This window comes from Kitasatospora sp. MBT63 (assembly GCF_000710465.2).
In the GTDB taxonomy this organism is placed as follows: Bacteria; Actinomycetota; Actinomycetes; order Streptomycetales; family Streptomycetaceae; genus Kitasatospora.
Window position 1 is genome coordinate 5,119 of sequence record NZ_JAIZ01000307.1, and the last position, 20,746, is coordinate 25,864.

12 protein-coding genes are annotated in these 20,746 nt (G+C 74.4%); 11 read left to right on the forward strand and 1 reads right to left on the reverse strand.

The window, feature by feature from the left end; all coding sequences use genetic code 11:
- Nucleotides 1–22: 22 nt before the first annotated feature.
- The 8 genes from efeB to AA75_RS19065 all read left to right on the forward strand — a co-directional run bounded on the left by efeB (nt 23) and on the right by AA75_RS19065 (nt 9,400).
- Nucleotides 23–1,324, forward strand: a complete 1,302-nt coding sequence (gene efeB / locus AA75_RS19030; protein ID WP_033821304.1) for an iron uptake transporter deferrochelatase/peroxidase subunit — start codon at nt 23–25, stop codon at nt 1,322–1,324.
- 33 nt (nt 1,325–1,357) lie between these two features.
- Entirely contained in the window at nt 1,358–2,200 is an 843-nt protein-coding gene (gene efeU / locus AA75_RS19035; protein WP_063794393.1) for an iron uptake transporter permease EfeU, read from the forward strand.
- Between the two features lie 239 nt (nt 2,201–2,439).
- A complete protein-coding gene (locus AA75_RS19040; protein ID WP_082526640.1) occupies nt 2,440–4,062 on the forward strand; it encodes an amino acid adenylation domain-containing protein in 1,623 nt (540 codons plus the stop codon).
- Nucleotides 4,052–4,273: an acyl carrier protein gene (locus tag AA75_RS19045; RefSeq protein ID WP_033821305.1), complete on the forward strand. Its 222-nt coding sequence runs from the start codon at nt 4,052–4,054 to the stop codon at nt 4,271–4,273. The genes AA75_RS19040 and AA75_RS19045 overlap by 11 nt, the downstream gene beginning before the upstream one ends.
- Complete coding sequence (locus AA75_RS19050) at nt 4,270–5,604, forward strand: FAD-dependent oxidoreductase (protein ID WP_033821306.1); 1,335 nt, start codon at nt 4,270–4,272, stop codon at nt 5,602–5,604. Before AA75_RS19045 ends, AA75_RS19050 begins: the two co-directional genes overlap by 4 nt.
- Before the next feature lie 86 nt (nt 5,605–5,690).
- Nucleotides 5,691–7,415, forward strand: coding sequence for a class I adenylate-forming enzyme family protein (locus tag AA75_RS19055; protein ID WP_033821307.1), 1,725 nt, complete (start codon nt 5,691–5,693; stop codon nt 7,413–7,415).
- Nucleotides 7,412–8,797 (forward strand): KamA family radical SAM protein, encoded by a 1,386-nt coding sequence (locus AA75_RS19060; protein WP_033821308.1) that lies wholly within the window; start codon nt 7,412–7,414, stop codon nt 8,795–8,797. Before AA75_RS19055 ends, AA75_RS19060 begins: the two co-directional genes overlap by 4 nt.
- 3 nt (nt 8,798–8,800) lie before the next feature.
- Complete coding sequence (locus AA75_RS19065) at nt 8,801–9,400, forward strand: TIGR03086 family metal-binding protein (protein WP_033821309.1); 600 nt, start codon at nt 8,801–8,803, stop codon at nt 9,398–9,400.
- Here AA75_RS19065 and paaI read toward each other — a convergent pair.
- Nucleotides 9,397–9,837 carry a hydroxyphenylacetyl-CoA thioesterase PaaI gene (gene paaI / locus AA75_RS19070; protein WP_051812772.1) on the reverse strand — a complete coding sequence of 147 codons (441 nt, stop codon included), beginning with the start codon at nt 9,835–9,837 and terminating at the stop codon, nt 9,397–9,399. The genes AA75_RS19065 and paaI overlap by 4 nt on opposite strands.
- A 243-nt stretch (nt 9,838–10,080) precedes the next feature.
- On the opposite strand from paaI, the gene AA75_RS49480 reads away from it, so the two are divergent.
- The 3 genes from AA75_RS49480 to AA75_RS53490 form a co-directional block, all read left to right on the forward strand.
- Nucleotides 10,081–10,218, forward strand: a complete 138-nt coding sequence (locus AA75_RS49480; protein WP_158515528.1) for a hypothetical protein — start codon at nt 10,081–10,083, stop codon at nt 10,216–10,218.
- Nucleotides 10,219–10,385: 167 nt separating this feature from the next.
- On the forward strand, nt 10,386–15,281 hold the full coding sequence (locus AA75_RS19075) for a non-ribosomal peptide synthetase (RefSeq protein WP_158515529.1): 4,896 nt from the start codon (nt 10,386–10,388) through the stop codon (nt 15,279–15,281).
- Nucleotides 15,278–20,746 (forward strand): non-ribosomal peptide synthetase/MFS transporter (locus tag AA75_RS53490; RefSeq protein ID WP_063794395.1); only part of this gene is annotated, 5,469 nt, incomplete at its 3' end. The genes AA75_RS19075 and AA75_RS53490, both read left to right, overlap by 4 nt.

Below are 20,746 nucleotides of genomic sequence, written 5' to 3' on the forward strand. Positions count from 1 at the left end.
AACCCCACGAAGGACCCCTGGTATGAACGCTGAGACCCCCAGCGCCGCCACTCCCGGACCCGAGCAGTCCGCCGCCCCCGGCGCCGAACCCCGCGGCGCGGTCAGCCGACGCGCCGTCATCGGCTGGGCCGGTGCCGGTGTGGCGCTCGGCGCCGCGGCCGCCGGTTCGGTCGCCGCCGCCACCCTGCGCGAGTCGGAGCCCGCACCGGCCGCGGCCGGCGGTGACATCCCGTTCTACGGCGACCACCAGTCCGGGATCGCCACCCCGGTGCAGGACCGGCTGCACTTCGCGACCTTCGACGTGGTCACCACCAACCGCGACGCGCTGGTCAGGATGCTCAAGGAGTGGACCAAGGCGGCCGCGGCGATGACCGGCGGCCGTGAGGTCGGCACCGGCGCCAGCGGTCTGGCCGAGGCGCCGCCGGACGACACCGGCGAGGCGCTCGGCCTGCCGTCGTCCCGGCTGACGCTGACCATGGGCTTCGGCCCGACGCTGTTCGAGAAGGACGGCGTCGACCGGTTCGGGCTGAAGGCCAAGCGGCCCGAGGCGCTGATCGAGCTGCCGAAGTTCCCGCACGACAACCTCGACCCGGCCCGCTCCGGCGGTGACATCTGCGTCCAGGCCTGTGCGGACGACCCGCAGGTCGCGGTGCACGCGATCCGCAACCTGGCCCGGATCGGCATGGGCGTGGTCAACGTCCGCTGGTCGCAGCTGGGGTTCGGCAAGACCTCGTCCACCACCCCCGAGGCGCAGACCCCGCGCAACCTGATGGGGTTCAAGGACGGCACCCACAACATCTCCGGCACCGACGCCGACGCGCTGGACAAGCACGTCTGGGTCGCGCCGGGCGAGGGCCCCGAGTGGCTCACCGGCGGCTCGTACCTGGTGGCCCGCCGGATCCGGATGCACATCGAGACCTGGGACCGCACCTCGCTGGGGGAGCAGGAGGGCGTGTTCGGCCGCACCAAGCGGGAGGGCGCGCCGTTCGGCAAGCAGCAGGAGCGGGACACCCCGGACCTGAAGGCGATGCCCGAGGACTCGCACGTGCGCCTGGCCCACCCGGACTCCAACGACGGGCTGATGATCCTGCGCCGCGGCTTCTCCTTCACGGACGGCACCGACGGTCTCGGCCGGCTGGAGGCGGGCCTGTTCTTCCTGGCGTACCAGCGCGACACCCGCAAGGCGTTCGTGCCCCTGCAGCAGCGCCTCGCCGCGTCCGACAAGCTGAACGAGTACATCCAGCACGTCGGTTCCGCGCACTTCGCCTGCCCGCCCGGCATCCGCAAGCCCGGCGAGTGGTGGGGCCAGGCCCTGTTCGGCTGACCCCGCCCCGTACAACCCCCTGAGGAGACCGCCGTGTTCGGCAACTACCTGATCGGCCTGCGCGAGGGCCTGGAAGCCAGCCTCGTCGTCTGCATCCTGATCGCCTACCTGGTCAAGACCGGCCGCCGGGACCGGCTGGCGCCGGTCTGGGCCGGCATCGCGGCCGCCGTGCTGATCAGCATGGCGTTCGGCGCGGTGCTGCAGTACGGCTCCACCCAGATGTCCTTCGAGGCGCAGGAGGCGCTCGGCGGCTCGCTGTCGATCATCGCCGTGGGCCTGGTCACCTGGATGGTGTTCTGGATGCGCCGCACCGCCCGCCACCTGAAGGCCGAGCTGCACGGCAAGCTGGACGCGGCGCTGGCGATGGGCACCTTCGCGCTGGTCACCACCGCCTTCCTGGCGGTGGGCCGGGAGGGGCTGGAGACCGCGCTGTTCATCTGGACGGCGGTGGCCGCCACCGGTGACGGGGTGCGGCCGCTGGTCGGCGCGGTCCTCGGTCTGCTCACCGCGGTGGTGCTGGGCTGGCTGTTCTACCGCGGCGCGCTGAAGATCAACCTGGCCAAGTTCTTCACCTGGACCGGCGCGATGCTGGTGGTGGTCGCCGCCGGTGTGCTCGCCTACGGCGTGCACGACCTGCAGGAGGCCGGCTGGCTGCCGGGCCTGCACGACATGGCCTTCGACATCAGCTCGACCATCCCGAAGGACAGCTGGTACGGCACCCTGCTCAAGGGCGTGTTCAACTTCCAGCCCGACCCGTCGGTGGCCCAGACGGTGGTCTGGGTGGCGTACCTGGTGCCCACCCTGCTGCTCTTCCTGCGGCCGAGCGGCGGCGCCCGCCCGGTCGCCCCGGCGAAGGCCGGCGGCAGCCCGGCCTGAGCCGCCCGCCCCAGCGCCCAGCGCCCCGCTCCCGGACCGTCGGGGGCGGGGCGCCGTGCTGTCCGGCCGCGGTGGTGACCTGGCCGGATGACGCAGTGTCAGACTTTGCGTGCGCGCGGTTCCAAATTGGTCCGACTGCGGTGCGGGGCAAGTGAATTGACGTGAAAGATTGGCAACATTCAACCCGTTGTGGCCACCCCTCCCCGCCGGTACAGTCCCCCTGAATTGCGAAGGACGCAATGGCGCGTTCGGCGGATCAGCAGGGGAGAGCGGTCATTTTAGGGACTCCTGGCGTCGGTCCGGTCACCCCGGATCTAATTGACGCGTTCACGCAAATTGTCGAGAGTCATGCCGACCGTACCGCGGTCGTTCACAATGGCCGTCCGTTGAGCTACCTTCAGCTCGACGGGCTGGTCCAGCGGGCGGCATTGCGCCTGGGGGCCGGACCGGGCGTGGTTGGTGTCCGAACTTCCCGTTCTCCCGGCGTGGTCGCCGAGCTGCTCGGGGTGCTGGCCGCGGGCGGCACATACTGTCCGGTCGACCCGGCTTTCCCTGCTGCCCGGCAGCGGGCCATGGTGGCGGCCGCGGGCTGTCACCTCGTGATCGATGCAGAAACGGTTCCGCAAGGGAAATCTGGCGTTGAGCCGGTCGACTTCACCGACCTGCTGACCCCCCGCGGCACGGACGGCCCCGACGAGCCCGATGGCCCGCAGGCCCCCGCCTACATCCTCTTCACCTCCGGCTCCACCGGTGACCCCAAGCCGGTGGTCACCCCGCGCGGAGCGATCACCACGGTGGTCGGCGCGCTGCGCGAGCTGTTCGACCTGGGCCCGGCCGACCGCGTGCTGCAGTTCGCCTCGCTCAACTGGGACACCTGCTTCGAGGAGATCCTCCCGACGCTCACCGCGGGCGCCGCGCTGGTCCTCGACGACGAGGCGCACAGCGGCTCGTTCCCGCGCCTGCTGCGGATGGTGGAGCGCGAGCGGATCACCGTCCTCGACCTGCCGACCGCCTACTGGCACGAACTGGTCCGCCACCTCACCGAGGACCGGGCGGCCCTGCCGCCGTCGGTGCGGCTGGTGGTGATTGGCGGTGAGGCGGCCGACCCGGCCCGGCTGGCCGACTGGTGCGCGCTGGCCACCGGCGACGTCCGGCTGGTCAACACCTACGGATCCACCGAGACCACCCTGATCACCCACGCCGTCGACCTGCACGGCCCGCGCGCCCTGGCCCTGGGCCGGCCGTGGCGGCCGGGCGACCGGGTGCCGATCGGCCTGCCGCTCCCGCACGTCCTCGAACGGATCGGCGCGGAGGGCGAGTTGATGATCGGCGGCCCCGCGCTGGCGCTCGGCTACCGCGGCCTGCCGCAGGCCACCGAGGCCCGGTTCGGCAGCGGGGAGGACCGCTGGTTCCGCACCGGCGACCGGGTCGAACGGGCGCCCGGCGGCGTCCTGCTCCACCGCGGACGGCTGGACGGCGAGCTGAAGATCCGCGGGATCCGGGTCGACCCAGCCGAGGTCGAGGCCCACCTCACCGCCCACCCCCAGGTGGCGGGCGCCGCCGTCACCGGCGCCCGACTGGCCGGCCGGACCACCCTGGTGGCGTACGTGGTCCCCGCCCCGGGCGCCGACACCGCCGCGCTCGCGGCCGGCCTGCGCCGCCACCTGACGGCCCGGGTGCCCGGCCACCTGGTGCCGGGGCGGATCGCCCTGGTGGAGCGGCTCGCCCGCACCTCCAGCGGCAAGCTCGACCGGGCCGGCACGCACCGGCACTACGAAGGGCGGACGCCCGAGGAGACGGAGTTGACGCAGCGCCGGCAGGGTGCCGCCGCTGCCGAGGAGGAGGGCAACGATGGGCGTTGACACGGTGACCGCCATCTTCCGGCGGGTGCTGGAGACCGACGGGATCACCCCGCACTGCGACTTCTTCGACCTCGGCGGCGACTCGCTGATCGCCACCCGGGTCCTGAGCGCGGTCGCCCGGGAGAGCGGGGTCGAGCTGACCTTCGAGGACTTCCTGGCCGCGCCCACCCCCGAGTCGCTGGCGGCGAAGGTCGCGGGGGCGGCCCGGTGAGCGTGATCGTCGTCGGCGCCGGCCTCGCGGGGCTCACCGCCGCGGTGGACCTGGCCCGGGCCGGGGTCCGGGTCACCGTGCTGGAGGCCCGCGACCGGGTCGGCGGCCGCACCCGCGGCATCGAGGTCGCACCCGGCAGCTGGGTCGACGCGGGCGCCGCGTACCTGGGCGACCGGCACACCGAACTGCACGGCCTGCTCGCGGAACACGGCCTGAAGACCGCGCCGACCGAGATGGCCGGCCACAGCCGGTTCGCACTCGGCCCGGCGGCGGACGGCACCAGCGCCGGACGGTTCCCGCCGCTCAACGCGGTCGCCCTCGGCGGCCTGTTCGACCTGCTGGACGAGGTGACCGCCACCGTCCGCACCGACGCCCCCTGGCTGACCCCGGACGCCGAGCGGCTGGACGCGCTCACCGCCGCCGAATGGGCCGACCGCCACCTCACCCACCCCGACGCCCGGCTGTTCTTCCCGCTGTTCCTCGGCGAGATGATGGCCGCCGACCCGGCCGACATCTCCGTCCTGCACCTGGCCTTCTACCTGCGCTCCGGCGGCGGCACCCGCTACCTCAACGCCTTCGAGGGCGGCGCCCAGCAGGACCGGGTGGCCGGCGGCGCGCACCAGCTGTGCGAACGGCTCGCCCGGCGGCTCGGCGGCCGGCTCCGGCTGTCCGACCCGGTCCGGGCGGTCCACCAGGACGCCGACGGGGTCACCGTGCACTCCGCCGGCGGATCCACCCGGGCCGCCGCCGCCGTGGTCGCGCTGCCGCCGCTGCTCGCCGACGGGATCGTCCGGGACCCGGCCGCCCGGCGCAGCACCGACCGCACCGCGCGCGGCTGCGCGGTCAAGGTCCAGCTGGTGTACGAGCGGCCGCACTGGCGGGAGCACGGCCTGTCCGGCTGGTCGGTCAACGCCGAGGGTCCGCTGCTGTCCACCGTGGACGACACCCCGCCCGACGGCGGGCCCGGGGTGCTCACCGGCTTCGTCACCGGAGCCGAGGCCCACCGGTTCGCCGCGCTCGGGCCGGCCGGGCAGCGCGCCGCCGCGCTCGCGCAGGCCGCCCGGCTGTTCCCGCAGCTGCCCGAGCCGCTCGCCTGCCACATCACCGACTGGGTCAACGAGGAGTACAGCCGCGGGTGTTACGCGGCGCTGCTCGGCCCCGGCGACTGGACCGCCCTCGGGCCGCGGCTGGCCGCCCCGTACGGGCGGGTGCACTGGGCCGGCACCGAGACCAGCACCGAGTTCTTCGGCCTGATGGAGGGCGCGGTCCGCTCCGGCCACCGGGTGGCGGCCGAACTCCTGGACCGCTACCCGGACCTGCACCAGCTCTGACGTCCGTTCGGCACCGACCTTCGTCCAGCACCGACCTTCGTCCAGCACCGAACTCCGTTCAGCAACAGAACTGTTGGGAGATCACGATGCACGAAACCAGCCCCGTGGCGCCGCTCGAGGTGCGCCGGCAGCTGATGACGGAACCCACCCTGGGCGCCGGCAACTTCCTGGACCACGCCCTCGCGCTCAACCCCAACCGGGCGGTGCCGTTCGCCTACGGCCACCACACCGACCACCGCGGCCAGGTGGTGCTGCGCGGCCACAGCCTGCTCGACCTGGCCGCGCTGCGGGACCGCTACGCCAGGTGGTACCGGGCCAACGGGGTGCGCCCCGGCGAGCCGGTCGGCATCGTGGTCGCCGAGGGCCTGGAGCCGCTGCTGCACTTCCTCGCGCTCACCGCGCTGGGCGCCGTACCCGCCCTGGTCAACGACGCGATGCGGCCGGACATCATGGTCCGCTACCTCGACCACGTCGGGGTGGTCGGCATCGTCGCCGACGACCCCACCCGGCTCGCCGCCGCCTACCGCGCCGACCCGCAGCGCCGGCCGCGGTTCATCGCGCTCACCGCCGAGGTGCAGGCCTTCGACGCGGAGTCGGCCGCGCTGCCCGAGGAGTACCCGTACCGGCACGCCCCCGAGGACGTGGTGGCGCTGATCCACTCCTCCGGCACCACCGGCACCCCCAAGTCCACCATGCTGGCGCACCGCCAGTTCTGGGACGGCAAGCAGCCCCGGATGGAGCGCTTTCCGGCGGAGCCCTACGACCGGCTGATGTCGCTGATGCCGCACACTCACGCGGGCGGTCTGAGCTACTTCCTGACCGCGACCCTGCTGGGCCTGCCGACCGTGGTGATGGGGGACTGGCGGCGCACCGTCGTCGAGCCGGTGATGGAGGCGTTCCAGCCGACCATGGTCGCCTCCTTCCCGCGGACCTTCGTCGAACTGGCCACCGGGGAGCTGCCGGTGGCCGGCGCCGCCAAGGTGCACTCCTGGTTCAACACCGGCGACAGCGCCCACTACGGGCACATCCGCCGGCTGGTGACGCTCGGCGAGCGGCCGGCCGGGTTGATCAGGCCCTGGCTGCTGCCGCAGCAGCGCGAGGAGGAACCGGCCCTGCCCGGCTCGCAGTTCATCGACGGGCTGGGCTCGTCCGAGATGGGGATGGCGCTGTTCGGGCAGGTCACCTCGCCGGAGACGGAGCGCGACGACCGCTGCGTCGGCCGGCCGCTGGAGGTGGTGCTGAAGGCCGCGGTGCTCTCCGGCGACGGCACCGAACTCCCCGACGGCGAGGTCGGTCTGCTCGGGGTGGTCACCCCGTCGCGTACCCCCGGCTACTGGAACAACCCGCGGCTGACCAGCAGTTTCGAGCTGGCCGGCTACTGGCTGACCGGGGACGTGGCCCGGCGCGACGCCGACGGCCGGTTTTACCACCTGGACCGGACGGTCGACGTCATCGACACCGCCGATGGCCCGCTCTACAGCCTCCCGGTCGAGGAGGTGCTGCTCGCCGACTGCGCCGAACTGGTCCAGGACTGCTCGGTGGTGGGCGTGCCCGGCCCGGACGGCCGGGGCCAGGTGCCGATCGCGGTGGTCCGGCTGCAGGCCGCCGCGGCCGGGGCGGACGAGCGGACCGTGCACGAGGCCGCCGACAAGGCGCTCGGCGTGGCCGGGCTGCCCGCCCTCGCCGCGGTCAGCATCGCCCGGGACGGCGCGGACTTCCCGCTCGGGCCGACCGGCAAGGTGCTCAAGCGCGAGCTGCGCACCCGCTTCGCGACGCTGTTCACCGGTGCTCCGGACAGCCCCGACCGATGAACGAGCACACCGCCCGGCAGCCGTACCGGTACGTCCGGACCCCGCTGATCGAACCGGACTGGCGTCGGCTGCCGGGCTGGCGCGAGGTCACCGCGGCGCAGTGGCGCGACGCCCAGTGGCAGCGGGCGCACTGCGTCAAGACCCCGGCGCAGCTGCGGGCCGTCGTGGGCGGTCTGCTGACCGACCGCTTCTACCAGGAACTGGCCGCGGACCGGGAGCAGTTCGCGACCATGTCGATGCTGGTGCCGCCGCAGATGCTGAACACCATGGCGCCCGCGGCGGCGCTGCGGCCGGCCGAGTTCACCGCGGCGTTCCTGGCCGACCCGGTCCGCCGCTACCTGCTGCCGGTGCGCTGCGACCGCGACCCGCGGTGGCCCAGCCACCCGCTCGCCGAGCGCGACTCGCTGCACGAGGCCGAGATGTGGGTGGTGGAGGGCCTCACCCACCGCTACCCGACCAAGGTGCTCGCCGAACTGGTCTCCACCTGCCCGCAGTACTGCGGGCACTGCACCCGGATGGACCTGGTCGGCAACTCGACGCCGCAGGTCACCAAGGCCCGGCTGGTGCTGCGGCCGGCCGACCGCCAGGAGCAGATGCTGGACTACCTCAAGCGGATGCCGCACGTCCGGGACGTGGTGGTGTCCGGCGGTGACGTCGCCAACGTGCCCTGGCGGCAGCTGGAGAGCTTCCTGATGCGGCTGCTGGAACTCTCCTCGGTCCGCGACATCCGGCTCGCCACCAAGGCGCTGGTCGGGCTGCCGCAGCACTGGCTGCAGCCCGAGATGACCGAGGGGATGGCCAGGGTGGCGGCGGTCGCCGCCCGCCGGGCGGTCAACCTCGCGGTGCACACCCACGCCAACCACGTGCAGTCGGTGACCCCGCTGGTGGCCGAGGCGGCCCGGGCGATGCTCGACGCGGGCGTGCGGGACGTCCGCAACCAGGGCGTGCTGATGCGCGGGGTGAACGCCTCGGTGGAGGACCTGCTGGACCTGTGCCTCGCGCTCCAGGGCGAGGCGGGCATCCTGCCGTACTACTTCTACCTGTGCGACATGATCCCCAACGCCGAGCACTGGCGGATCGCGCTCCACGAGGCGCAGCGGCTCCAGGAGGGCATCATGGGCTACCTGCCGGGGTATGCCACCCCCCGGATCGTCAACGACGTGCCGCACGTGGGCAAGCGCTGGGTGCACCAGGCCGTCGAGTACGACCGTGAGCGCGGCATCTCCTACTGGACCAAGAACTACCGCACCGAGCCCGAGGCCCGGGCCGCCGAGGCGGCGTCCGACGTCCTGGGGCGCAGGTACCCGAGCTACGACCCGATCTCCACCCTCCCCGCGTCCGGCCGCCGCTGGTGGACGGAGCGGCCCGGCAGGAAGGCCTGAACGATGCTCGAACTCCACCGGCTGGCGATGCGGCACAGCGTGGCGGCGGTCGACCGGATCCGGGACGGCCAGTGGGAGCTGCCCACGCCGTGCGCCGACTGGGACGTGCGGCGGCTGGTGGAGCACATGACGGCCGAGAACCTGGGCTTCGCGGCGGCGGCCGACGGGGAGCGCGAGGACCGCGGCGTCTGGGAGTACCGGGCGACCGGGGCCGGGCCGGTGGCCGACTACCGGGCCTCGGCGAAGCGGGTGGTGGAGGCGTTCGGTGCGCCGGGGGTGCTGGACGGGCGGTTCTGGCTGCCGCGGATCAACGACGCCCGCACCTTCCCGGCCCGGCAGGCGGTCTCGTACCACCTGCTGGACTACCTGGTGCACAGCTGGGACGTGGCGGTGGCGATCGGTGCGCCGGTCGACTTCGAGCCGGAACTGGTGGCGGAGGTCGCGGTGATCGCCGAGCGGGAGGTCCCGGACACCCCGCGGCGGCTGCGTCCGGGTGCCGGGTTCCGCCCGGCGCTGCCGGTGCCGGGGACCGTGCCGCCGCTGGAGCGGCTGCTCGCCGCCCTGGGGCGTTCGGCGCGCTGGCCGCAGCAGAGCCGGGACTAGCCGGCGGTCCCGGGCCGGCCGGAGAGCATGGTGCTCTGGCCCCGGAACTCGGCCACCACCGTGCCGTCGGCCTTGCGGACCGTGACGTCGTAGACGCCGTGCCGGCCGACCCGGGTGCGTTCGACGGCTTCGGCGGTCAGTTCGTCGCCGGCGGCGGCCGGCTGCAGGAAGCTCACCTGGGCGCCCTGGGCGACGGTGACCGGGCCGTGGGTGTTGCAGGCGAACGAGAACGCGGCGTCGGCCAGCAGGAACAGGAAGCCGCCGTGGGCGATCCCGTGTCCGTTCACCATCTCGGCGGTCAGCCGCAGCCGCACCACGGCGCGGCCGGGGCCGACGTCGCCGAGCGAGATGCCGAGCGACCGGCAGGTCGGGTCCTGGTCGTGGAGCGCCTTGGCCCGGGAGATGCTCAGGGCGAGCGGATCGCCGTCCTGGTCCATGGCCACCTGCGCTTCCCTGGGGATCGGGCCGCTCCGGGGTCCGGGCCGGTCGGCGGCACGACCGCATTAGACCGGCTGCCCCGGGCCGGTGTCAACGACCGGTTCCGGTAACTCCGATATCCGGTAGGGGAATGGACGATTCGTCAGTCCGGTCGTCGACCGATGGAGGAAATGTAAGGTCCATGCCAGAACTCGACCCGGCCCGTTTATCGGCCGTTGAGAGTGGACCCCTAGCCTTCGCGCATGTCCCAGACGAACCCCGCACCCGAACAGTCCGCCGAGCAGGACGCCGCGAACCTCCGCCACCTGCTGACCAGGCTCGCCGAGTCGCTGGCGAAGGACCGGCAGTATACGGATATTGACGCTGCGTCAGAGAAATAGCCGTGGACACGTCATTTTGAACCGCTGAGCCGGGTGACCTTTCCGGCATATCGAACAGGTGACGGCAATGTACTGGTCATCTTCATCTCTTTCCCCCACCATCTCCCATGGCGCACCGCCCCGAATCCGGCCACAAGCCGCAACAGGGCCACACCTCAGGAGAGTTGATGAGTTCGATCGGACTTCCTTCGCTTGACCCGGCCATGTCGCTGGCCGACCTGGTGGAAGCGCAGGTCCGTCGCACCCCCGACCGCACCGCACTGGTCGACGGCGACCGCCGCCTGACCTACCGCGAACTCTGGTCCGAGGTGCAGGAACTGGCCGCCGCCCTGGCCGGTGCCGGGGTGACCTCCGGCACCCTGGTCGGCGTCTGCCTGCCCCGCACCCCGGGCCTGGTGGCCGCCGTACTGGCGGTGCTGCGGGCCGGCGGAGCCTACGTACCGCTGGACCCGGCCTACCCGCGCGACCGGCTGGAGCTGGTGATCGGCGACGCGCAGGCCCCCGTGGTGATCACCGACCGCGCCCACGAACACCTGCTGGCCGGCGCCGGGGCCAAACTGCTCCACCTCGAGGACCCCCGCCCCGCCGGGGAGCCGCCCGCCTTCCCGCCCGCCGGACCGGGCGCGCTCGCGAACGTGCTGTACACCTCCGGCTCCACCGGCCGCCCCAAGGGCGTCGCCGTCACCCAGCACGGCGTCAACGCCCTGCTGCGCTGGGCCGCCGGACTGCTCGGCCCCGAGGACGTCGCCGGGGTGCTGTTCGGCACCTCGATCTGCTTCGACCTCTCGGTGTACGAGATCTTCCTGCCGCTGTCCGTCGGCGGCACCGTCATCCTCGCCCAGAACGTCCTCGCACTGCCCGAACTGCCCGCCCGCGACGCGGTGACCCTGGTCAACACCGTGCCCAGCGCGATGGGCGCGCTGCTGCGCGGCGGCCGCGGCCTGCCCCCCGGCGTCCGGGTGGTGAACACCGCCGGCGAGCCGATGTCCCGCCGGCTCGCCGACCAGGTCTACGCCCAGCCGCAGGTCGAGCGGCTGTACAACCTGTACGGACCGACCGAGGACACCGTCTACTCCACCTGGTGGCTGGTCGGCCGCGACCAGGACTTCGAGCCGCTGCTCGGACACTTCCTGCCCGGCACCACCGGCCTCATCCTTGACGAGCACCGCCGGCCCGTCCCGGCCGGCACCGTCGGCGAGCTCTACCTGGCCGGCGACGGCCTGGCCCGCGGCTACCACGGTCGCCCCGACCTCACCGAACAGAGCTTCGTCATCCTCCACGGCGAGCGCCACTACCGCACCGGCGACCTGGTCCGGCTGCGGCCCGACGGCAACCTGGAGACCCACGGCCGCACCGACCACCAGGTCAAGGTCCGCGGCTTCCGGGTCGAACTCGCCGAGATCGAGGCCGTCCTCTCCGGCCACCCCGGCGTCCAGGCCGCCGTCGCCGTGGTCCAGCGCGACGAGGCCGGCGACTACCTCGCCGCCTTCGTCCAACCCGACCAGGGCGCCCGCCCCACCGTCGCCGCCCTGCGCGAGCGCTGCGCTGCCGCGCTGCCCGGCTACATGGTGCCCGCCGCCGTCGAGGTGCTGGAGCGCTTCCCGCTCACCCCCAACGGCAAGGCCGACCGCCGGGCGATGCCGCTCGCCGCCCGCACCCGCACCGCGAGCGACGTCTACGTGGCCCCCAGGACCCCGGCCGAGACCCGGATCGCCGAACTGTGGAGCTCCGTGCTCGGCGTGCCGCAGGTCGGCGTCCACGACGTCTTCCTCGACCTCGGCGGCCACTCGCTGCTCGCCCTGTCGGTCCTCGCCCGGATCGAGCGCGAGTACGGCGTCCGGGTGCCGCTCGGCGAATTCTTCGCCGCCCCGACCGTCGCCGCGCTCGCCGTCCGGACCGCCCAGGGCGCCGCCACCGGCCCCGCGGTCGAACCGCCCCGCCGCGAACCCGCACTGCCCGCGCTCGCCACCTCCTTCCAGCGCGAACTGTGGCTGCACGAGGCCATGACGCCCGGCACCGCCGTCTACAACGTCCCGCTGCGGATCCGCGCCACCGGCGCCCTCGACCCGGAGCGGCTCGGCCGGGCCCTGACCGAGCTGGTACGGCGCCACGAGGTCCTGCGCACCGCCCTGACCGGCCACGGCGAGCAGCTCACCGCCGAGGTCCGCCCCGCCTACCCGGTGGACGTCCCGGTGCTCGACCTGCCCGGCGCCGACGAGGACCGGATCGACACCGCGCTGCGCGCCGAGGCCGCCCACCCGATCGACCTCGCCCAGGGCCGGATGCTGCGCGCCGTGGCGCTGCGGATCGGCGAACGCCACCACGAACTGCTGATCACCGTGCACCACGCGGCCATCGACGGCTGGGCCAACGGCGTCCTGCTGGACGAACTCGGCCGCGCCTACCGGGGCGAGGCCCGCGACCCGGAGCTGCAGCTCTCCGACGTGGCCCGCTGGCAGTGGCAGGTCATCGAGGCGGGCCGCCCCGAGGCCGAACGCTGGGCCGGCCGCCTCGCCGGGCTCGACACCGACCAGCACCTGCCCGGCGACCGCCCGCACCCCGATCCGCACGACCTGACCGGCCTGCGCACCGCCCGCCGCCTCGACGCCGCCCTGCTGCGCACCGTCGAGCGCTGGGGCGCCGAGGAGGGCGCCAGCCTGTACATGACGCTGCTGGCAGCGCTCGGAGCCGTCGTGCACCGCTGCACCGGGCGCACCGACGTGGCGGTCCTCACCCCGTTCGCGGTCCGGCCGCTGCCCGAACTGGAGCAGGTGCTGGGCCCGTTGACCAACACCGTGGCACTGCGCCTCGACGTCCGCGGCACCGACACCTTCCGCGAACTGGTCCGCAAGGTACGGCCGGTGGTGCTGGACGCCGCCGACCACTGCGGCCACCCGGCCGGCGAACAGGTCCGCTACGCCGGGGCGCCGCGCGGGGTGACCGCCACCCCGTTCGGCCAGATCATGCTCGCGGTGCAGAACCACCCCGCCGCCGTCGCCGAACTCGACGACCTGCGGCTCGACTTCGTCGCCGAGGTCTGCAACGGCACGGCCAAGAGCGACCTGTCGCTGTTCCTGGAGTTCCCCGCCGACGGACCGCTGCTGTCCGCCGAGTACCGCACCGGCCGCTACGACGAGGCCTCCGTGCTGGCCGCCGTCGACCACCTGCTCACCCTGGTCGCCCACGCCGTCGCCGAACCCGACCGGCCGATCGCCGAACTCGCCCTGCTCACCGAGGCCGAGCTCGCGGTCACCACCGCCCGCGGCGCCGAACGGGAGCCGGCGGCCGACACCCTGCCGCAGCTGGTCGCCGCCCAGGCCGCCCGGACCCCGGACGCGACCGCCGTCTCGGCCGCCGACGGAGAACTCAGCTACGCCGAACTCGACACCGCCGCCGACCGGCTGGCCCGGCTGCTGCGCGCCCGCGGCGCCCGGCCCGGCACCCTGGTCGCGGTCGCCGTCCGGCGCGGCCGGGCCCTGCCGCTCGCCCTGCTCGGCGTCCTGCGCAGCGGCGCGGCCTACCTGCCGCTCGACCCCGACCAGCCGCCGGCCCGCAACCGGGCGGTGCTCGCCGACGCCGGCGCGCTGCTGCTGGTCGGCGAACGGGCGAGCGCGGGCGAGGAACTGTTCGCCGGCCGGGACGACCTGGTCCTGGTGGACGGCGACCAGGACACCGCCGAACCCGACACCCCGGCGACGGCCGCCGGCCCCGAGGACCCCGCCTACCTGCTCTACACCTCGGGCTCCACCGGCACCCCCAAGGGCGTGTCGGTCCCGCACAGGGCGATCGTCAACTTCCTGCGCTCGATGGCCCGCGAACCCGGCATCACGGCCCGGGACGTGGTCGCCGCGGTCACCACCGTCACCTTCGACATCGCCGGCCTCGAACTGTGGCTGCCCCTGGTCACCGGCGCCCGGGTGGAGATCGCCGACCGGGCGACCGCCACCGACGGCCACGCCCTGGCGGCCTGGCTGGAGCGCCGCGGCGTGACGGTGCTGCAGGCCACCCCCGCCACCTGGCGGCTGCTGCTGGAGGCCGACTGGCCCGGCCGGCCCGGCCTGCTCGCACTGTGCGGCGGCGAGGCGCTCACCGCCGACCTCGCCCGGGCCCTGCTCCGGCGCTCGCGCGAACTGTGGAACCTGTACGGCCCGACCGAGACCACCGTCTGGTCGACCGCCCAGCGGATCGACGCCGAACTCGCCGCCCGCGGCGGGGTGATGCCGCTCGGCGACCCGATCGACAACACCCGGCTGCACCTGCTGGACGCGGCCGGCCGGCCGGTCCCCGTCAACGGCCTCGGCGAACTGTGCATCGCCGGCGCCGGGGTGGCACTCGGCTACCACGGCCGCCCCGAGCTGACCGCCGACCGGTTCGTCCCCGAGCCCGGCGGCCCCGTCGGCGCCCTGATGTACCGCACCGGCGACCTGGCCTGCCGCCGCCGAGACGGCCGGCTGGACTACCACGGCCGGGCCGACCGGCAGGTCAAGCTGCGCGGCTTCCGGATCGAGCTCGGCGAGATCGAGGCCCAGCTGACCGGCCTGCCCGGGGTCGCCGACGCGGCGGTGACCCTCCGCGAGTCGGGCGCCGGACCGGTGCTGGTCGCGCACGCCGTCACCGACGGCCGCACCGGCGAGCAGCTGCGCGCCGACCTCGCCGCCCGGCTGCCCGACCACCTGGTGCCCGCCGTCGTGATGGTGCTGGACGCCCTGCCGACCACCCCGTCCGGGAAGATCGACCGCGCCGCCCTGCCCGACCCGGAGTTCGGCGGCGCGGGGGCGCCCCCCGAGGGCGAGTGCGAGGAACTGCTCGCCGAACTCTGGCAGGAGGTCCTCGGGGTGGACACGGTCGCCCGCGGCGACGACTTCTTCGCCCTCGGCGGCCACTCGCTGCTCGCCACCCGGCTGGTCGCCCGGGTCCGCGACATCCTCGGCATCGACCTGCCGCTGCGCACCGTCTTCGAGGCCCGCACGCTGACCGTGCTGGCCCGGCGGATCGAGGACATCCTGCTCGGCGAGGTCGACGCCGAGCTCGGCACCACAGGACACACGGGGGAGACACGATGACCATCGAGGAGACCACCGGGGTACCCGGCCCGGCACCCGCCGCGCCCCCCGGCCGCCAGGAACTGCTGCGCAGACGCCTGGCCCAGGCCCGGGCCCGGGCCGCCGAGCCCGCCGCCCGCGCCATCACCCCGCGCCCGGCGGGAACGGCCGCGCCGCTGTCCTTCGCGCAGCGCCGGATGTGGTTCCTGGCGCAGTACGAACCGGACAGCGCCGCCTACCACATACCGCTCACCCTGCGGATCACCGGCGAGCCCGACCGGGCCGCACTCGCCGCCGCGCTGACCGACGTGGTGCGCCGGCACGAGGTGCTGCGCACCGGCTACCCGTCCCACGACGGCCAGGTGCTGACCGAGGTCCACGACGCTGAACGCTTCGCCCTCGCCACCGTCGAGCTGCCGGCCGCCGAGGCCGAGGCCTGGCTGGCGGCCGAGGCCGCCCGCCCGTTCGACCTGGCGGCCGGCCTGCCGCTGCGCGCCACCCTGCTGCGCACCCCGGACGGATCGGTGCTCAGCCTGGTCGTGCACCACATCGCCGCCGACGGCTGGTCCATCGGGGTGCTCTGGGACGAGCTGGCGCAGGCGTACGCCGCCCGGCTGGCCGGCCGTACGCCCGAACTCCCGGCCCTGCCCGTCCAGTACGCCGACGTCGCGCACTGGCAGCAGACCGCGCAGACCGAGGAGCTCGCCCGGCAGCAGACCTGGTGGCAGGAGCGGCTGCGCGGCGCGACCGCGACCGTCACCGTTCCCGCCGACCGGCCGCGGCCCGCGGTAGCCGGCACCCGCGGTGAGCGGATCGCCGTCGAGCTCGGCGCCGAACGCTCCCGCCGGATCCGGGCGCTGGCCGAACAGACCGGCACCACCGTCTACATGGTGCTGCTGGCCGCGCTGCAGACCGTCCTGTCCCGCTACACCGGCGCCGAGGACGTGGTCGTCGGCAGCCCGGTGGCCGGCCGCACCCGCAGCGAGACCGAACCGCTGGTCGGCTGCTTCGTCAACACCCTCGCGATGCGCACCGACCTGTCCGGCGACCCCACCGTCCGGGAACTGCTGGAGCGGGTCAAGGACGTCACCCTCGGCGCCTTCGCCCACCAGGACCTGCCCTTCGAGCGGCTGATCGACGCCCTCGGACTGGAACGCGAACTCGCCCACACCCCGCTCTTCCAGGTCATGCTCAACGTGCAGAACCAGGCCGCCGCCCGGCCCGCGCTGCCCGGCGTCGAGGTGGAGTGGCTGGACATCGGCACCGGCACCGCCAAGTTCGACCTGTCGCTGGTGGTGGTCGACACCGGCGCCGAGCTCACCGGCGACCTGCTCTGGCGCAGCGAGCTCTACGAGGAGCAGACCGTCCGCCGCGTCCTCGGCCACCTGACCACCGTGCTGGACGCGATGGCCGCCGGCCCCGACCGGCCGCTGGCCGGGCTGCCACTGCTCACCGCGGCCGAACAGCGCCTGCTCACCGCCTGGGACGACACCGCGCGCGACTGGGACCTCACCGGCACCCTGCACGGGCTGATCGAGGAACAGGCCCGCCGCACCCCGCAGGCACCCGCCCTCCGCGGCGCCGACGGCGTCCTCAGCTACGCCGAGCTCGACGCCCGCGCGGACGAGCTGGCCCACCGCCTGGTGGCGCTCGGCGTCGGCCCCGACCGGCCGGTCGGCCTGTTCGCCGAACGCTCCGCCGCCCTGGTGGTCGGCATGCTAGGCATCCTCAAGGCCGGCGGCGGCTACCTGCCGCTGGACCCGCTCTACCCGGACGGACGGATCCGCGCCCTGCTGGAGACCGCCGGCGCCGCCGCCGTGGTCACCACCGCCGACCTGGCCGCCCGGATCGACGGCGCGGCGCCCACCGCCGTGCTGCCCGGCCTCGCCACCGCGCCCGCGGCGCCCTCCGGGCCGCCCGCCGTGGAGGTCCGCCCCGAGCACCTGTGCTACCTGCTCTTCACCTCCGGCTCCACCGGTGCGCCCAAGGCCGTCGCCGTCGAGCACCGCAACTACCGCAACTACCTGCACGGCCTGCGCGAACGGATCGGCCTCGGGCCCGGCACGGGCCCGTGGAACTGGGCGCTGGTCTCCACCTTCGCCGCCGACCTCGGCACCACCAACGTCTTCGCCGCGCTCACCACCGGCGGCTGCCTGCACCTGCTCACCCGCGACCAGGCCACCGACCCGGACGCCTTCGCCGCCTACCTCGCCGCCCACCCGATCGACGCGGTGAAGCTGGTGCCCAGCCACCTGGAGGGCCTCGCCGCCCACGGCGACCGGCTCGCCGACGTCCTGCCCGGCCGGCTGCTGATCTGCGCCGGCGAGCCGCTGCGCCCCGACCTGGTGGCCCGGATCCGGTCCGCCCGGCCCGGGCTGACCCTGCACAACCACTACGGGCCGACCGAGACCACCGTCTCGATGCTCGGCGCGCCCGTCCCCGCCGAGCTCGGCGACGCGGCGAGCGCGCCGCTCGGCCGGCCGTTCGGCAACGTCGGTGCCCACGTGCTGGACGCCCGGCGCCGCCCGGTACCGGTCGGCGTGCCCGGCGAACTGTACGTCTCCGGCGGCGGCGTGGCCCGCGGCTACCACGGCCGGGCCGACCTCACCGCCGAACGCTTCGTGGAGCTCCCGCAGGGCCGCGCCTACCGCACCGGCGACCTGGTCCGCCGCCGCCCCGACGGCGCGATCGAGTTCCTCGGCCGGGCCGACCACCAGGTCAAGATCCGCGGCTTCCGGGTCGAGACCGGAGAGGTGGAGGCCGAACTGACGGCCCGCCCGGAGATCCGCGAAGCCGTGGTGGTCACCCGCGGCGAGGGCGCGGCCCGCACCCTGGCCGGCTACGTGGTGCCCGCCGCCGGGCCGGTCGACCCCGCCGCGCTGCGGGCCGCGCTGCGCACCCGGCTGCCCGACTACATGGTGCCCGCCGCCCTCGTCGTCCTGGACGCCCTCCCGCTCACCGGCAACGGCAAGGTCGACCGCGCCGCGCTGCCCGAACCGGCCGCCGCCCAGCAGCCGTCCGGCGGCGCCGAACCCGCCACCGAGAACGAACACCGGGTCGCCGGCGCCTACCGCCAGGTGCTGGCCGTCGACGCGGTCGCCGCCGACGACGACTTCTTCGCCCTCGGCGGCGACTCGTTCAGCGCGGTGCACACCGTCCGCCTGCTGGGCGACGGCCTATCGGTGATCGACCTGTTCCAGCACCCCACCGTGCGCGAACTCGCCGCCCTCCTCGACGCCCGCGCCGCCGGCACCGGCCAGGACGGCCCGCGCAGCCTGCTGCACCGGCTCACCCGGTCCGCCGCGCCGGCCACCCTGACGGTGGTCTGCGTCCCGTACGGGGGCGGCAGCCCGGTCACCTTCCAGCCGCTGGCCGACGCCCTGCCGGCCGGCCACCGGCTGTACGCCGTCGAACTGCCCGGCCACGACCCGAGCCGCCCGGACGACCCGCTGGTCGACCTCGACACCCTGGCCGACCTGCTGGCCGGGCAGATCGCCGAGCAGATCGACGGACCGGTGCTGCTCTACGGCCACTGCCTCGGCGGCGCGCTGGCCACCGCACTCGGCTCCCGGGTGGAGGCGGCCGGCGGCGACCTGCGCGGCGTGGTCCTCGGCGGCACCTTCCCGGCCGCCCGGCTCCCCGGGCGGTTCGCCGAATGGGTGGCCAAGCGGCTGCCCGGCGACCGGATGCTCTCCAACCGCGCCTACCTCGACTTCCTGCGCGCGATGGGCGGCTTCACCGACGTCTACGACGCGGCCGAACAGGACTTCCTGGTCCGCGCGCTGCGCCACGACGTACGGCAGGCGGAGGACTTCTACACCCGGGCGTACGGCGACCAGCGCCCGGCCCCGATCGCGGCGCCGATCCTGTGCGTGGTCGGCGAGAAGGACCGCGCCACCCTGCTCTACCAGGAGCGGTACGCCGAGTGGGAGCACTTCGGCGAGCGGGTCGGCCTGGCGGTGATCCCGCGCGCCGGGCACTACTTCCTCAAGCACCAGGCCGGCGAACTTGCCCGGGTGCTGGCCGACTGGGCGGACGCGCCGCCGGCCCGGGACCAGCGGCCGCCGGCCGCCGCCGCGGCCCGTCCCGACCTCGGCACCTTCGCCAAGGTCGCGATCGGCCAGTTCGTGTCGGTGATCGGCACCGCGCTGTCCACCTTCGCCCTCGGCGTCTGGGTCTACCAGCGGACCGGCTCCGCCTTCGACTTCGCGATGATCTCGGTGGTGGCGGTGCTGCCTGCGGTGCTGCTGCTGCCGATCGCGGGCGCGGTGGCGGACCGGGCCGACCGCCGCAAGATCATGATCATCACCGACACCGTCGCGGCGGCCGGCATGCTCTCGCTCGGCGTCCTGCTGTGGACCGGCGGACTCCAGCTCTGGCACGTGTACGTGGTCGCCTGCCTCGGCTCGGCCTGCACCGCCTTCCAGCGCCCCGCCTACCTGGCCGCGATCACCCAGCTGGTGCCCAAGCGCTACCTCGGCCAGGCCAACGGCCTCACCCAACTCGGAGCCGGCGCCGGGGACATGATGGCGGTGCTGGCCGGAGGCGTGCTGGTCTCGCTGATCGGCCTGCACGGCGTGGTGCTGTTCGACATGGCCACCTTCCTGACCGGGGTGAGCGCGCTGCTGCTGGTGCGCTTCCCGGACGCGATGTTCGAGAAGCGCGAGGAGCCGCTGCTGCGCGAGGTGGTGAGCGGCTGGCGGTACATCGTCCGACGGCACAGCCTGGTCGCCATGGTGGCCTTCTTCGTGGTGTTCAACTACCTCTTCGCGGTCGCCACCGTGCTGGTCACCCCGATGGTGCTGGCCTCCGGCTCGTCGGTGCGGCTCGGCGTGGTGACCGCGGTCGGCGGCGTCGGCGCGATGACCGGCGCCCTGGTGATGGCGCTGTGGGGCGGCACCCGGCGCCGGGCGGTCGGCATGATCGGCTTCACCTCGGTGGTCGGCGTGGCCGCCGTCCTGGCCGGACTGCGCCCGCAGCCGGTGGTCGTCGCCTGCGGCCTGTTCGTCCTCTGGGCCGCCCTGATGATCCTCAACTCGCACTGGATGGCGCTGATCCAGACCAAGGTCGGGATGGAGCTCCAGGGCCGGGTGCTGGCCACCAACCAGATGCTGGCGATGTCGATGATGCCGCTCGGCTTCCTCACCGCGGGCCCGGTCTCCGACCACGTCTTCGAACCGCTGATGCGGCCCGGCGGCGCCCTCGCCGACTCGCTCGGCCCGCTGCTCGGCACCGGCCCCGGCCGCGGCGCCGGACTGCTGCTGGTCCTGGTCGGCCTCGCGCTCGCGGTCTGGGGCCTGCTGGGCCTGGCCTACCGGCCGCTGCGGCTGATCGAGGACCTGCTGCCGGACGCGGTGCCGGACCCGGAGATCGGCGACAAGGACGCCATCCAGGCCGAGGCGGACCGCCTGCTGGAGGCCGCCCGCCGCGGCCCGGTCGCGACGGCCGCGCCGGTGGCCGCCCGGGCGGCGGCCGAGCCGGAGCCG

Excerpts from the sequence above, each read along its gene's own strand:
- efeB (WP_033821304.1), top strand. The coding sequence starts at position 23 with ATGAACGCTGAGACCCCCAGCGCCGCCACTCCCGGACCCGAGCAGTCC.
- AA75_RS19040 (WP_082526640.1), top strand. The coding sequence starts at position 2,440 with ATGGCGCGTTCGGCGGATCAGCAGGGGAGAGCGGTCATTTTAGGGACT.
- AA75_RS19045 (WP_033821305.1), top strand. The coding sequence starts at position 4,052 with ATGGGCGTTGACACGGTGACCGCCATCTTCCGGCGGGTGCTGGAGACC.
- AA75_RS19055 (WP_033821307.1), top strand. The coding sequence starts at position 5,691 with ATGCACGAAACCAGCCCCGTGGCGCCGCTCGAGGTGCGCCGGCAGCTG.
- AA75_RS19060 (WP_033821308.1), top strand. The coding sequence starts at position 7,412 with ATGAACGAGCACACCGCCCGGCAGCCGTACCGGTACGTCCGGACCCCG.
- AA75_RS19065 (WP_033821309.1), top strand. The coding sequence starts at position 8,801 with ATGCTCGAACTCCACCGGCTGGCGATGCGGCACAGCGTGGCGGCGGTC.
- paaI (WP_051812772.1), bottom strand. The coding sequence starts at position 9,837 with ATGGACCAGGACGGCGATCCGCTCGCCCTGAGCATCTCCCGGGCCAAG.
- AA75_RS49480 (WP_158515528.1), top strand. The coding sequence starts at position 10,081 with ATGTCCCAGACGAACCCCGCACCCGAACAGTCCGCCGAGCAGGACGCC.
- AA75_RS19075 (WP_158515529.1), top strand. The coding sequence starts at position 10,386 with ATGAGTTCGATCGGACTTCCTTCGCTTGACCCGGCCATGTCGCTGGCC.